Origin of the sequence: Paramesorhizobium deserti (genome assembly GCF_001558695.1) — a bacterium.
GTDB lineage: Bacteria > Pseudomonadota > Alphaproteobacteria > Rhizobiales > Rhizobiaceae > Paramesorhizobium > Paramesorhizobium deserti.
Window position 1 is genome coordinate 13,435 of sequence record NZ_LNTU01000006.1, and the last position, 16,313, is coordinate 29,747.

The following is a 16,313-nucleotide window of genomic DNA, read 5'->3' on the forward strand; positions in this document are numbered from 1 at the left end:
AGTGTCGTCATGCAGGATGTACCCGAGATTGGGACGCCCAGGATCGAGGTGAAGGAGGGCAGCCTGGTTTCGGGCTATGGCGAGAATTTCGAGGTCAGCTTTAACTCCGGAACCCCTTCCTTCTCGATGCCGGTGCAGGCGCCAAAGCTGCGGGACAACGCACCGGCCCTGGCGCTCAGCTATGGCGGCACTCGGGAGAACGGCCCTTTCGGCGTCGGCTTTTCGCTTGATGTCGCCTCCGTCTCCCGCCTTACCGACAAGGGCATCCCACGCTACAGCCGCAGCGACCGCTTCGCTCTTTCGGGCAGCAAACTCACTCCACATTATGACCTGAACGGCGACGACTGGGTGGCCGACGAGCGTCAGGAGGGGGATTATACCGTTATCGGCTACAGAGAGCGTGTTGAAACCGGCAACAGGCGCATCGAATGGTGGCAACATGACGAGGACGGCACATCGTTCTGGAAGGTTGTCGATGCGGACAACGCCACGACGCTCTATGGAGCCGATGCCGACAGCCGCATCGCCGACCCGGCAGCGGTGCAAAACATCTTTCAATGGTTGATCTCGGAACGCATCGACGCCAAGGGTAACCGCACCGTCTATGGCTACAAGCGCGAGGATGGCGCCGGCCTGCCCCCTGGCGACCGCCTGCCCGGACCGCAGCTTTACCTCCAGTCGGTTCGCTACGGAAATTATCGCTCGGAGACGGGCGATGAGCGCTTCGCCGTCGAGGTTCTCTTCGACTATGGCGAATACGAGTTGCCGTCGCTCACACCGGTGCGGCCCTGGCCGGTGCGGCGCGATCCGTTCTCGAGCCATCGTCCCGGCTTCAAGCTGTGCACCTGGCGGCTTTGCCGCAACATCCTGACGGTGCACCATTTCCCTGACGAAGTGGGGGTCGGCAGTTGCTTGACCGGAGTGCTCGCTCTCAACTATGATGAGACGCCCTACTTTTCTATGCTCACCTCGGCGCAGCGCATCGGCTGGCGCAAGGAGAAGAGTGGGCGTCTCATCAGCGAGGCGATGCCCGCGATGCGTTTCGGCTTCGGCGGCTTCGATCCTGCTGCCAGCCGCTTCACGCAGCTCGAGGTGCCCGACCTGCCGCCAATTCCCGGTTTGCCGGGCCGAGACCATTACCAGTTTGTCGACCTCTACGGCGATGGCATCCCCGGCGTGCTTTACAACAATACCTCGGTGCTCGCCTATTGGCGGGCGCTTGGCGAGGGGCGCTACGAGCCGCCACTGCCGCCGAAGCACTTTCCGTCCGATAGCGCGCTCGCCGAGGGGCGCTGCGTGCTGATGGATGTTGCCGGCAACGGCCATAAGGACCTCGTCGTGCAGGTGCCGCAGCGGTCCGGCTTCTACCGCAACAACAATGACGGTAGCTGGGAGACATTCGTGCCCTTCGCCGGCATTGCGCCGGAGATGACGGAGCCGGGCATGCTCATCACCGACCTCAGCGGCAGCGGCCGACAGGACCTGATGATCGAAGCCGCTCCGGATCGCATCCGGGTCTATGCATCGCACGGTACCCGCGGTTTCGATCCGCCAGTCTTGCGCGCGGTCGTACCGGGTTTCGCCGCCGCGCCTGGGCAGGATGAGCGCGAAGTTGTCACATTCGCCGATGTCTTCGGCGATGGGCTGCAGCACCGCGTGCGACTGACCGACGGCAAGCTCACCGTGTGGCCGACCCTCGGCTACGGCCGCTTCGGCGCCCCGGTGACCTTCGCCAACGTGCCACGCTTTGGCGAGGCGCTGACCTCCAGGCGCGTCTTTTTCGCCGACATCACCGGCTCGGGCTATGACGACCTCATCTTCGTCTATTCCACGCATCTGGCCATTCACCGCAACGAGAGCGGCAACGCCTTCTCCGACCCACTCATCGTCGCCGTGCCGTTCCGCGTCAACGACCTCGACACGATCAACTGGGCGGATGTTTTCGGGGACGGACAGAGTGCCTTCGTGGTGAGCAAGGCCGAGCCACAGGTCGTTCACCATGCCCTGTCCTTCGCAACCGGCGAGAAGCCGTATCTGCTTGCTACCATCGATAATGGCTACGGCGCTGAGACCCGGCTGACTTGGCGGAGCTCCACCCATTTCCAGCTGGCCGATCGCCGTGCTGGGCGACCATGGGCAACGCCTTTGAATATGGTGGTGCAGGTGGTCGACACCGTCGCCGTCACCGACGCGACGACCGGTCTCGTCAGCATCCGGCGCTATCAATATGCCGATGGCTATTTCGATCCCGTCGAGCGCGAATTCCGCGGCTTCGCCTATGTGCAGAGCCAGGATAGCCAGACTGTTGCCGACGATCTATGGCACTTTCCTGCTCAACGCGCCGTGGCCGCAGCCGAAGAGGGGCTGGAGCCCTGTCTGGCGCGGTACTGGTATAACACCGGCGCTGCCGTGCTTCAGGAGGCACGCTCGGTGCCGCTGCCCGGCTTCAAGGATGCACCGTTGGTGCCGCCGGATGTTCTTTCCCCAGAGATATTTGCCATCGGCGGCGACACCGTGCGTGAGGCCTACTGGGCTCTCAAGGACCATGAGGCGGCGACCTCGGTCACCGGCATAGGCGAGAACGGGATACCGAAGCCAGTGGCCTATCAGACCTCGGCCCAAAACTATCTGGTAACACTACTACAGCCACGCATCGGCGACAGCCCAGCGGCCTTCCGGGTGACACAGCGGCAGAGCCGGAGCACCGAGCAGGACGGCTCGAGCGAAGAGGCGCGCGTCACCGACGGCTTCAATCTGGCGCTCGATGCTTTCGGCAATGTTCTGCGCTCGGCATCAATAGCCTATCCGCGCCGACCCGTCGGCGGAGAGATACTGCCGCCACAGCAGAAAACGCTCATCGTCACAGCGACGCAGAACGCCTTCGTCAACCATCCGGATACGGCGGCCGAGCCGTTTCGCTATATCGGCCTGCAATATGAGGAAAGGGTGCTGGAGATCAGCGGCCTCGACACCACTGGGGCATTCCTCGATTTCACTGCCGTAGACCGCGCCGTCGTCGCCGCGCTCGAACCTGCGGCGATCATCCCCTATGGCCTGCCGTTCACGCCTGGCGCATTGCAGGCGCGCCCTTTTCAATGGACACGCAACGTCTACTGGAATGGTGCGCAGAGCGCACCCCTGCCGTTGGGCCAGATCGCCGCGCCCGGGCTGCTCTATGAGCAGCACATGGCGGTGTTTCCCGAAGCCTTCGTCACCGATGTCTTCGGGACACGCGTCGAGCCCGCCATGCTCGAAGCCTTGAACGGCCAAGGCGCCGGCTATGTCCTTGCCGACGGCTATTGGTGGAACCCGGACGCGCGGCGCGCCTATGGCGATGCCGCCACCTGGTACAGCCCGATCTCCACGACAGACCCCTTCGGCGCCGTCACGGTCTTCGGCTACGACCGCTACTTCTTGCAGATCACCTCCGTCATCGATGCGCTCGGGCAGACCATTGAGGCCGAGATCGACTACCAGGCGCTCCAGCCGTTCAGGGTCACCGACATCAACGGCAACAGCACCGAGACCGTCTATGGGCCACTCGGCACCATGGTGGCCGTCTCGCACTACGGCACCATCCTCGACGAGGCGGTCGGCGACCGGCCGCTGACCGATTATGTCTACACAATGCCGGCCGGCCGCGCCGAGATTCTGGCTGACCCGGAAAAATTCCTGCAGGGCGCCGGCAGCTATCACTTCATCGATTTCTTTGCCTTCTCAAAGGGCGGCGGGCCGGTCTACGGCATCTCCATAGAGGCCGACAGGGCCGAGCGACCGGCCGATGCTGCATGGCAGCCAGAGCCGCGCCGCATCAGTGCCTCTCTCGCCTTCGTCGACGGCAGCCTGCGACCGCTCGCTCGGCTCGATAGGGTCGATGCCGCCGCCCTCATTGAGGACGCCGGCGGCGACGGCGCTGCGGACGACGCCTTCGTCGTCACGGGCCAGGTCGCCTATGACGAGCGGGGCCAGCCGATCAAGCGCTACAATCCCTTCGTCGTGGCCAAGCCCGATTTCGTGCCGCGGCCGGACGCGCCCTTCACCCGCGACAGCTATGACGCGCTCGGTCGGCTCGTGCGCAGCGACACGCCACCGGGTTTTTTCTCTCGCATCGAATATCACGCCTGGGAACGCGTGGTCTTCGATGAGAACGATACTGTCACGGCCTCGCCCTATTACAAGACCCATATCGGCAATACTGGTCCTGCCTTCGCCGACGAGCACGACGCCCTCCTGAAGGCGGCTGTCTTCGACGGCACCCCCACCACCTTTCTTCTCGATCCGCTCGGCCGCGACATCCTGGAGCGCCGCATCGAGGTCTTCGCCGATCCAGGCGATCCCGCGGCCGAAGAGCCCGCCACTCTCGAAACCGGAACCTGGCGCGACATCGCCGGCGCCGTGACGGCGCTGGCCGATCCGCGCTTCTATGCTGGGGCGGCCACCTCCCTTTACAATCAAGTCAGCCGCTACGACATGGCCGGCAAACCGGTCAGCGTCACTTCGAGCGATAGAGGCAAAGACGAGCCCGGCACGCAGTTGATGCTTGGGGACGCGCTCGGCAATCCACTCTATGGCTGGGACAATAAAGGCACCCGTCTGCGCCACACCTATGACACGCTGCGCCGGCCCGTCGGCCTCTTCGTCACCAGCGCGGGCCCCGAGTTCGAGGCTGAGAGCTTCGTTTACGGCACGGATGCGGCCTTCAATACGCGCGGCCGCGTCGTCATTTCCCGCGATCAGGCCGGGGAAGGCCTGATCGCCGCCTACAGCCTCACCGGCGAGCCGACCGAGGAGACGCGCCGCTTCCCCGCCGCCTATGGCGGACCCATCGACTGGAGCGATCCGGACAAGGTGAGGATGCTGGCGGACGAATGGCAGCTCGGCGCCGTCTATAACCGGCGCGGCTGGCCGCTCGCCATCATCAATGCCGACGGCAGCGTCGAAATCTCGGTCTATTATTGCAATGGCTGGCTCAAGGCGGTCTCTCTCGCCGACAGCCGCACGGCCACCCCCTGCTCTGTCATGACGGGACGGCGCTATTCGGCCGCCGGCGTGGAGGCTGAGACGCGGCTTGCTAACGGCGTGGCGACGGTGCGCCGCTATGATCCCGACACCTTGCGCCTTGCCGCCATCACGACGACACGCGACACAGATCAGACCGTGCTGCAGGACGACGCCATCACTTACGATCCGGTCGGCAATGTGACGCGCATCCGCCATAATGTCGATCCGGACGATTACTGGAACAACGCGCTCACCGAGCCGCTCAGCGACTATACCTATGATTCGCTCTACCGCCTGCGCATCGCCAAAGGACGTCAGCAAGCCGGCCTTGCCGCACCGGACGCACTTCGCGTGCCGGGCTTAGGGGCCGGCGACGACCCCACCCGCCTCGTCGCCTATACCGAGCGCTACGATATCGACCGCTCCGGCAATCTCATAGAAATCCGCCATGCGGCCGACGGCGGCGCTGGCCAGGGGAGCTGGACCCGCAGCTTCGCCGTCTCGCCCACCTCCAACCATGCGGTGCCGACCGAGACCGCGACGGGCCTCTCGCCGGACGATTTCTACGACCTTTCGGGCAATCTGACTCGCCTGCCGAACCTTGCCGCCATCACCTTCGACGAACGCAACCACATGGCCTCGGCGGTGCTGGTGGCGCGCAGCGGCGCCGATGACGACGCCGAGTTCTACCGTTATGACGCCGGCGGCCAGCGCCGGCGCAAGACCCTGCGCCGGCTGGACAATGGCGGCACCACGCTTGAGGACACGCTCTATATCGGCAATCTCATCCTTATTCGCCGCACCCGTATCACCGATGGCACACAAACCGTAACGGGCGAAGGCTCCTGCCTAAGCGTCCGCGCCGGCCAAGAGCGCCTCGCAGTCATCGATCGCGACGATGCCGAACCCACACCGCAATGGCGCTACCAGCTCGATAACAAGCAGTCCTCGGTCACCATCGAGCTCGACGAAGCCGGCCTCCTCATCACCTATGAGGAATATTTTCCCTATGGCGGCACGGCGCTGGCCAAGGGTCGCTCGCAGCTCGACCTCGACATCAAGCGCTACCGCTTCACCGGCCGGGAACGCGACCAAGCCACCGGTCTCTACCACATCGGCATGCGAACTTACATCCCCTCCATGGGACGATGGCTCACACCAGACCCGGCCGGGACAATCGACGGGCCGAACCTTTATGCCTATGTCGGCGCTAACCCGACGACGTACACGGATCCGAGCGGGTTGATGGGGAAGAGGGCAGAAAAAAAAGCGCTAAGACAACAACAAGAAGTAAACGGGGAAAACAGTGCTGAAGCGAAGGCTAGGGGCGAGCAAGAAAAGAAAACCGCCGAACTGAAAGCCCAAGAACGCGCGTTGTCCAACCAGTTCAAGAATTGGATGAAACTTTGGGAGGAATATCCAAATGAACCGATTTGGTGGGATCCTCCGCGTCCATCAATTAGGTCCCCATATCCTCTGCTGGCAAATAAGGAGGGGCCGGCGATGGGGGAGGGAGGGACTGTACTGCTGGTGAAGATGACGGAAGGGGTTGAGGATCGTAGAGCAAGGGATGAGCGGGGCAGTGTTATTGGTAGACTCCAGAGCTATCTGCTGCATCCTTACCATGAAGAGGGTGGCCCAAAAGCTAAATTTTTTAGGGAGGCGCTTGGGTTCTATCGATCGGACGCCTATCGGTTGGCTGATCAGATCAAATTTGACTCCACGACTGCGACCCTAGAGCGAACAGACCAATATGGGACGAGATACAGTCAGATGACACCAATAACTGGGGTGGTAATTAGGATGAACGAAGAAACCAGAAAAAAAACCATGGAGCAAAGAACCGCCCAGGTTACATTTATCTGGATGAGAGACATTGGAGCGGAATTTGTCAGATTACTTACTGCAATTCCTCCAGAAAAAGTTAAGAGATAAATCTAGCGCTCGTGGACAAAGGTTGACTGCGGAATCCAATTTTGATTCAAGGCTGCCATTTGGAGGCAGCTTTGGGCGAACGGATAGGTCTGACGGATGAGGAATGGGCGGTGATTGGCTAGCGCTCGTGGACAAAGGTTGACTGCGGAATCCAATTTTGATTCAAGGCTGCCATTTGGAGGCAGCTTTGGGCGAACGGATAGGTCTGACGGATGAGGAATGGGCGGTGATTGGGCCGCTACTGCCTTCAGAACGAGGGCGCGGATGCCGCCCTGCCCAGGACAATCGTCGATATTTCGAAGGTATGATGTGGATGGCGCGCACCGGAGCCCAGTGGCGGCATCTGCCTGACGAATACGGCAAATGGAACAGCGTCTTCCGCCGTTACCGACGATGGATCGAGACCGGCGTGTTCGAGGCGATGCTCGAAACCTTGGCCGAACTGGTCGAACGGGATCGAAGCGCCGACATGATCGACAGCACCATCGTCCGGGCACATCATTGTGCGGTCGGCATAAAAAGGGGACTCAAGAGACCCAGGCGCTTGGCCGATCGCGCGGCGGCTTCACCACCAAGCTCCATGCCCGGTGCGATGCGCAGGGGCGACCGCTCGGCTTTGTCCTGACGCCCGGACAAACGCACGGTAACCAGGGCTTTGCACCGTTGTTCCGGATGATTTCCGACCGGATCGAGGCGTTCCTCGCCGACAAGGGCTATGACGCTGACGTCATTCGCGAGGAGATCGCCAGTGCCAATATCGAGGCCGTCATACCGGCGAAGAGCAACAGACGCGAACCGATCCCGCATGACAAAGCAAAATACAAATGGCGCAACCAGATCGAGCGCCTCTTCAACAAGCTCAAGAACTGGCGGCGGGTCGCAACCCGATACGACAAGACAAAGGAATCCTACCTCGGCTTCGTCGCAATCGCCGCAGTCAAACTATGGATACCCTTTGTCCACGAGCGCTAGTTACCCAGAAGCATCTGCGGCTATCACGCATATGGTTTGTGTCACCTCGTAGGATTTCCCACCTCGGCTTCGTCGCAATCGCCGCAGTCAAACTATGGATACCCTTTGTCCACGAGCGCTAGTTACCCAGAAGCATCTGCGGCTATCACGCATATGGTTTGTGTCACCTCGTAGGATTTCCCAAATGTGGGTACGGGCCGCGTGCTAAAGGCAATAATTTACCGGCGGAAGGCGATCAGGGTTAAGGAGCGCCACGAGCGCTGCGATGTCGAAGTCGAAGATGAAGCTTGATACAATCGATTTCGAGAGGTTGACGCGCAGCGTTTGGGATGGGAAGCGGCGTTGCCGATGACGGAAATTGTAATTTCTGCCTGTCTCAAAATGAGACAGAACTAGGAGGAAATCAGCTCCTGCAATAGCCCGTTGCTGATAGGGGAGACGGTTGCGATCGCGCCTTAGCCCTTTGGCAGATTTAATGCCGGTCAATCTGCCAAAGGAGCGCTAGGACAGAAGGCTATGGAACAGTATGTTCGTCGATCCTGATCGGCGCGCTCACATGGAAAGACCGCAGTCTGACCATCTGAACTGCGGTATTTGAGCAACAGACGGTGTTTTGTGATGCAATATACACCGCAATGACTTGACGCTCTGGGTTGTGGGGGATTACCAGCCGCTGATATTTGATTTCTATTTGAGGTTTAGCCGTGACGGCGATAAGGCTTTGGATTTACAGATTTTCCCTATTTATTGGGATAAGTATTAGCGGGTGCTTTTCTGCCTTCGCGCAGGGTTCCGAAACAGCGCCATCAGCGCCGCCACAGCCCGCCACGGCCTCGCCGGCACAACCTGCGGCTGGCGCTCCGCATGTGACAAAGTTCGATGACTGGTATCATCGCTGCGTCGATGTGAAGGCTGCGGACGGCAAGACGGTGCCGCAATGCGAGGTGGCGCAGATCGCGCAGGTCAGGCAGGGCGAACAGAACGTCAATATCCTGACGCTCGCCATCGCCAGGACCGCACCGGAAGCAGGCAAGAAGCCGTCCCAAAATGATCTCCTGCTGACGGCGCTGGTGCCGCTGAACGTCGTCCTGCCGGTGGGGCTGGGCCTGTCCGCCGACGGCAAGGACGTTGTCACCATTCCCTATCGCAACTGCAACCAGGCGGGCTGCTGGGCACAGCAGAAGCTCGATCACCAGATGCTCGGCGCGCTTCAGAAGGGCAATGCGGGCGAGGCGCATCTGCGGCTGATGAATGGGCAGAACATCAATCTGCGCTTTTCCCTGAAGGGGCTGACCAAGGCTCTGGCCGAACTGCAGAAGCCGTCCAGGGACTGAACCGGGAGCGAACATCATGCAGTGTCTTCGCCCGGCCGTGCCCCGGCTTGCCATTTCCGTTTCTGCAATCCTGATGGGCTCTTCCGCCTTTGCGCAATCGCCGGGGCCGACGCCAGCCGACGATTTCATGCGAGCACAGGAACAGGAGGAACTCCAGCAGCGGCTTGAGATGCTGCGTGAGACAACGCCGCGCGGCACGCGGCAGGCCGAGCAGCAAAGGCCGGAACAGGCGGAAGGGCCAAGCAAAGGACCATGTTTCGAGATCAGACGGGTGGAGGTCGAGGGCATAACGCTGCTGCCGCAAATGGCGATCGAACCCGTCTTGAAGCCCTATGAGAACAGGTGCATCGGTCTTGCCGATATCAATGCGCTGCTCAAGGAGCTGACCTATCTCTATGTCGAGGAAGGCTACATCACCTCCCGCGTCTATGTGCCCGAGCAGAATATCGCAGAGACGAAGGTTCTGCGCCTGGTGGCGGCCGAAGGCGCGCTTTCGGATATTTATCTCAACGGCAAGCCGGCAGCCTATCCCGGCCTCATCGCCACCGCCTTTCCTGGCATGAAGGGCAGGCCGGTCAATATCCGCGATGTCGAGCAGGGGCTCGACCAGATCAACCGGCTTTCTTCCAACAATGCGAAGACCTCCATGCTGCCGGGCAGGGAGCCGGGAACATCAATCCTCAATGTCGAAAACCAGCCGGGCCTGCCGTGGCACTTCTCGGTGGCCAACAGCAATCTCGGGCAGAAGCAGACCGGCTATTCCAGGAGCTCCGTCTCCTTCCAGATGGACAATCTCGCCAATCTGAACGATCTCCTGTCGCTGACCTATGAGCATACGGGGCCGGACTATCCCTGGCCGGATGATGGCATCGGCCGCGGCAACAGCATCTCGGGGTCGCTCAGCATTCCCTATGGCTATTGGACGTTCTCGCTCAACGGTTCCTACTACAAATACCACAGTTCGGTACCCGGTAATTTCGGGGATATCGAGACATCGGGTGACTCCGGCCAGTTCGGTTTCAATGTCGACCGGGTGATCCTGCGCGACAAGGATTCCATCACGACGCTCAATGCCGGGCTCACCTACAAGGAAACCAACAACTTCCTGCTGGGCAGCCGCATCGAAGTGGGCAGCCGGGAATATACGGTCGCCAATCTGGGCATCTCGCATTCGCGCCGCTGGCTCGGCGGGCTTTGGGTGTTCGACTTGAACTATTCCCAGGGGCTTGGCATCTTCGGCGCGGTGGAGCGCGGCGAGCCGGGTGCGGGCGACGCCGATCCGCAATTCTCCAAATTCTCCGGCACGGTCAGCGTCACCAGGCCTTTTGAGCTCTCAGGCCAGAACCTCCAGTTCAGCAGCATGATCAACGGGCAATATTCGCCCGACAATCTCTTCGGGGCGGAGCAGATCTCGCTCGGCGGCTACTCGAATGTGCGGGGCGCCCGCGACAGCGTGCTCTTCGGCAATAACGGCTTTTTCACCCGCAACGAGATCACCTGGCGCACCATGCCATGGGCGGACAATGCCTTCCTCGCCAAGGGGCTCGGCGAGCTTCGCCCATATGCCGGGCTCGATTACGGCCATGTTTTTGAACAGGAGCGCTTCGGCATCGAAGGCGGCGATATCGCCGGCTGGACGCTCGGCATGCGCCTGGCGGGCGGCAAGGTCGGCGCGGATATCGGCTATTCCAGGATTTTCAAGACGAGCGCCGAAGCGGCGGACAAGGACATTTTTTTCGTAAGCACATCACTCAGGTGGTGAGTAGCAGACAGGAGCAGGGAAGATGTTTCGTGGGGACAAGAGGATCGTGAGGAAGACGAGTGCGGGGGTTTTGGTCGGACTGGGCCTGATCCTGGCCGGCTGCGGAGGGCGCGAGGCGCATCCCGTTGCCATAACGAATCCGACGGACAGTGCCTTCGATTGTGCCGGCATCTCGCGGGAATTCGCGGCGAATGAGCGCCAGATTCTGACAACGCTGAAAGAGCGCACGCAGGCGCAGGGCAAGAACATCGCCCTCGGGGCGGCCGGCGTGTTCTTTTTCCCGGCCTTTTTCTTCATGGATCCAAAATCGCCGGAGAAGGTGGAGATCGATGCCTTGCGCAATCGCAACAAGGTTCTCGAGGACATCGCGCGGAGCAAGAAATGCAGCCCGCCCAAGTCCCAACTGACCGAGATCTACAAGAAGCTTGACGATCCCCGCAGCACGCAGCCGGCGAAAGTCAGAAACTAAAGCATGACGCGGCAATCAGCCGCCGCGTCTCTTTGATGAATGTTTGAGGCAGGATCGGCCATGAAGAATTTTGCAATCCGTCAATATTTTTCACATGTATCCCGGATCCGTGAAGGGGCGGCATATCGCGTTCATTGGTTCGATCCTGCCAATTTTGCCCGCAAGGCAACAGCCACGCTCCTGAGCGGCCTTCTCGCCTTCCAGCCGATGCTGGTTCAGGCGCAGCAGGTGACGCCGGATGCTGGTGCGCCGGCCACCAATCGACCCGGTATCGGCGCCGCGCCGAACGGTGTGCCGCTTGTCGATATCGTCACGCCGAACGGGCAGGGGCTGTCGCACAACAAATATGGCAATTTCAATGTCGGCAATCCCGGGCTGATCCTCAACAACCACAATGGCGAGTTCGGCACGTCGAAGCTCGGCGGCGTGACGCCGGGCAACCCGAACCTGCGGAACAGCGGCCCTGCAAGCGTGATCCTCAATGAGGTGACCTCGGGCAACCGCAGTGCGCTCGAAGGTCCGACGGAGGTCTTCGGCGGCAGGGCCGATGTCATCATCGCCAATCCGAACGGCATCACCTGCGATGGCTGCGGCTTCATCAACACGCCACGCGCGACGCTGACCACCGGCACGCCCGACATTGACGGCAGCGGAAGGCTCAGCGGCTTCACCGTGCGGGGCGGGGACGTCACCTTTGGTTCCAGGGGCGGCAATTTTGCCTCCGGTGACGGCGCGGTCGATCTGTTCGACATCGTCTCGCGGACGGTGCGCATCGACGGACCGGTGGTGGCCAGGAACCTGCGGCTTTCGGCGGGACGACAGAAGTTCGATTACGCCACGGGTGAAGCAACGGCCATCGACGGGATAGACGATGCCGGAGAGTTCGCCATCGACGGTTCGGCACTCGGCGCCATGCAGGCCGACCGCATCAGGATTGTCGTCACCGACAAGGGCGCGGGCGTCAGGATGCGCAGCGACATGGCGGCGAACGCCGGCGAACTGACGCTCTCGGCCGACGGCAGGATCTCGCTCGGCAACGCGTCCGGCCGCGACGGGGTGAACATCAAGTCGAAGAGCCGGCAGGTCGAGGCGAAGAAGGTCACTTCGAAGAAGCGTGTGACGGTGAAGGCCGATAAGGGCATCACGCTTGAGGCGGTCGCGGCCGAAGAGGACGTCATTCTGGGGAGCGGCGATGGCCTGCTGTCGGTTGCAGGCGACGTGGCTGCGCTCGGCCATGTCGAACTGACGTCATCGGGGGCGATCTCGGCCGGCGGCGTGTCGGCGGGCAAAAGCGCGGTCCTCGCAGCTGGGCATGGCATTACGGCGGGACAGGTCATTGCCGACGGCGCGGCCAGCCTCGCAACCGCCACCGGCAATATCGCGCTTTCCGGCACCGCCAGGGCCGGTGGCGGCGATCTGATGCTTGAGGCGACGTCGGGCGCGATTGCCGCCGCCGCTCTCATCAGCTTCAACAACATGACGTTGACCGCCGGGACAGATATCGCGAGTGGTGACATTCTTTCCGGTGGCGCGCTCGTGGCCTCCGCCCGTTCTCTGAAGGCGACAAGTGCCGTCTCCGGCATCGATTTTGCCGCAACCAATGCTGCCAATGGGGCAATCTCTCTCGGAACAACAGGCGACATGCGCCTGCAGATGTCCGGCGGCGCGGTTGACGTTGCTTCGCTGCTTTCAGCAGGGAATCTGAATGTTTCGGCTGGATCGGTTATTGGGCAAAACATCACGAGCCACGGCGCAGTTGCGATTGCTGGCAACACGAATGTTTCGGGCCAGCTTCTCGGTGCCGGTGATGTCAGCATCACGGGCGCCAACATCAAGGCGGGCGCGATTATCTCCGGCGTCGATTTCGCCGCCAGCAAGGCTTCGCCGAACGGTGCGATTGTCGTCGGACGTTCCGGAGATATAGCGCTGCAAGCAGGCGCCGGAGCGATTGATGCCGGCACGCTGCTATCGGCAGGCAATCTGGTGGCCAATGCCGGGACCTTCAATGCCGGCAATGTTACCGCTCATGGCACCGCTGATATCATGGGCACGACGACGATCAGCGGTCAGCTTCTGTCGGGTTCCGACATCGTCATCAAGGGTTCTTCCATCAATATCGGCACTGTCGTTGCCGGTGTCGATCTGGCAGCACTCGACAACGGCAATGTTGTTCCTGCCAACGCTGCTCATGCGCTCAATCTGACAGCAACGGCAGGTGATCTTACAGCCGACCGTCTGCTTTCCTCGGGCAATATGGTTGCCTCCGCGACCGGGAATCTGTCGGCCAACGCCCTGAGCCACGGCATTCTCGATCTGACGGCTGGCGGTACGCTCACCTTGTCCGGCCAATCGCTCGCCGGTGGCAATGCCACGCTCAACGCGGGCTCGATCGACATCGGCACGCTGGTCTCGGGCGTCGATTTCGCCGCGACAGAGCAATCGGGCGGTTCGCTGATCCTCAGGACCGGGTTAGCGGGCACCGGGCAGATGTCGCTCGATGCGACGGGCGGTTCGATCGTTGCCGGTGCGCTTTCGAGCGGCGGCGATCTGACGGCGCATGCGCTGCGGGACATCACCTATGACAGCCTGCGGAGCTTCGCCGGTGCGAACCTGCGGGCCGACCGGGGTGCGATCAGCCTCGATCGCGATACGGTCGCCAAAGGCAATCTCACGCTGACACTGCAGAGCCTCGATCTCAGCAATGATCGCGGCAAGCTGGCGACGGCGGGCACGCTGACCGTCAATGCCGATAGTGCCGATTTCTCGGGCAGCACCCTGACCTTTGGCGGCATCGCGCTCAACCTGACGGGTTCCGTGGACGCGTCGGGTTCTAAAATCCGGGCCGTGACGGCGGATGGTGGCAGCGGCGATATCGCGATCTCCGCCAGTACCATCACCACGACCTCCGCGACGGCGCTTCTGGCTGCCAACGACCTGACGCTGACGCTCGCCTCGCTGAACAACACCGGTCAGCTGGCGGCGGGTCGCGACCTGACCTTCAACATCTCCGGCGATCTCACCAACACGGCTTCCGGCCTGATCTATGCGGGCAATGACGGCCGGCTTCATGTGGCGGGCGATCTTCTCAACGATCAGGGGGCCATCCTCGTCGGTCACGATCTCGCGATCGCCGCAGACGCCGGCGGCGGCCGCAACCGGTCCGTCACCAATGTCTCCGGCCTGGTCCGGGCGGAGAACGACGTCTCGATCCTGACGGAGAACCTCACCAACAAGCGCGTGACGACGCCCACCTGGAGCACGCACCTCATCTCGTCGGGCGAGATCTCGGGTTTCGTGCTCAATCCCGATGTGGCGGGCAAGCCTTTCGCCTATCTCTACAGCGACAACCCGAATGACAAACCGCAGCTTTATCCCGGTTACTATCCACCGCTCTGGTCGGACTATGAGTCCCAGCTCTGGTCGCTCGCCACGCTTGCCGACGGGACATCCTACCACGCCTGGACCTGGACATCCGCCAATGGACCTGTAGGACAGGGCACCATCTACGACTGGATCAAACAGCGCGTCCCGAAGGACGGGAACGGCGTTCCCATCCTCGATCCCACCAACCCTTCCAGATACTTCGTCGTAGCCTACTGGCTTGACGGGCCGGCGGACACGAGCACGACCTACACATGGAATGAGACCTCCAATATCAGCCAGTCCGTCCGTGAGGATCGCTTCGACGGGCCGCTTGCGCCCGAGGCGCTGATCCGCGCCGGCGGCAATCTCTCGATCGACGCGACGACCCTCAACAACAGCTACAGCAGCATCGAAGCAGAGGGCGACGCCGTTCTCAAGGGGCAGGTGCTGAACAATGAGGGCGTGACGCTCAGCCGTACCACGACGACGACATGCAACGCGCAAGGCGCCTGCGAGGCCTATGACGCTGACGGCGACCGCGATCCATCCAGGGATATCGCCCAGGGCACCTCCATCACCGGCAAGGTAGAAACCGTCGGGTTCGCCGCCGGCAATATCAAGGCCGGAGGCGCGCTCGATATCAGCGGCTTCGGTGACATCAACAACACGTCCGCACCGGGCTCGATCGCCGGCGGAGCCAGTCTTGCGCCTTCGACCACGCCGGGCGATCCCACGTCAGCGCTGGCGGGACTGACGGCGGGCGGGGCGCTGTTCACACCGAACGTGGCGCTTGGCGGGCTGTCGGCGAACGGTACGCCGCTCGTCGGTGCCGATCTCGTCGCCGCCCTCGGCAATGCGGCGCCGAAGCCGAACTCCGGCGGCTTTGGCGGCACCATTCCCGGCCAGACTTTCCTCTATGAGACCCGCGCCGAGTTTCTCGACGTGAGCAAGTTCTACGGTTCGGGATATTTCATCGACCGGATCGGCTACAGGCCCGAGCGCGAGGTGCCCTTCCTGGGCGATGCTTATTTCGAGAACCAGCTGATCGACCAGCAGCTTCGCCAACTCGTCAATCAGGGCTTGGGCAAGGGATCCTTCATCCCCGGCAGCGATGCCATCGAGCAGATGAAGACCCTCCTCGATCGCGGCGCCGATTTTGCCAAAGAGAACGGCCTCGCCATTGGCGAGCAGCTTTCGCCGGAACTCGTCGCCAATCTCACCGAAACGCTCGTCTGGTATGAGAAGAAGACCGTCAACGGCATCGAGGTTCTGGTGCCGACCGTCTATGTCGCCAACACCGACAAGGCCAATCTGACCGTCGCGGGCGCGCTGATCTCCGGCGGCTCGGTCAATATGAATGTCGGTAATGTCGCCAATTCCGGTGCGATTGCCGCAAAAACCGATCTGAGGCTTTCCGCCACGACGATTTCGGCCACGGGCGGCAGCTTCAACGCCGGAGGCAATCTGTCCCTGTCGG

Annotated in this window: 5 protein-coding genes and 1 pseudogene; all 6 read left to right on the forward strand. The window is 61.7% G+C overall.

The window, feature by feature from the left end; all coding sequences use genetic code 11:
* The first annotated feature begins 9 nt into the window (after window positions 1-9).
* On the forward strand, window positions 10-6,936 hold the full coding sequence (locus tag ATN84_RS08715) for a SpvB/TcaC N-terminal domain-containing protein (protein WP_068881292.1): 6,927 nt from the start codon (window positions 10-12) through the stop codon (window positions 6,934-6,936).
* 226 nt (window positions 6,937-7,162) lie between these two features.
* Window positions 7,163-7,908 (forward strand): annotated as a pseudogene (locus tag ATN84_RS26785) (IS5 family transposase).
* Window positions 7,909-8,774: 866 nt separating this feature from the next.
* Window positions 8,775-9,242 carry an invasion associated locus B family protein gene (locus ATN84_RS08730; RefSeq protein ID WP_244491037.1) on the forward strand — a complete coding sequence of 156 codons (468 nt, stop codon included), beginning with the start codon at window positions 8,775-8,777 and terminating at the stop codon, window positions 9,240-9,242.
* Between the two features lie 16 nt (window positions 9,243-9,258).
* Complete coding sequence (locus ATN84_RS08735) at window positions 9,259-11,004, forward strand: ShlB/FhaC/HecB family hemolysin secretion/activation protein (RefSeq protein WP_068881295.1); 1,746 nt, start codon at window positions 9,259-9,261, stop codon at window positions 11,002-11,004.
* A 22-nt stretch (window positions 11,005-11,026) separates the two neighbouring features.
* Window positions 11,027-11,473, forward strand: a complete 447-nt coding sequence (locus tag ATN84_RS08740) for a hypothetical protein (RefSeq protein WP_068881296.1) — start codon at window positions 11,027-11,029, stop codon at window positions 11,471-11,473.
* Between the two features lie 60 nt (window positions 11,474-11,533).
* A partial coding sequence (locus ATN84_RS08745) for a two-partner secretion domain-containing protein (RefSeq protein ID WP_153020166.1) occupies window positions 11,534-16,313 on the forward strand: 4,780 nt, incomplete at its 3' end.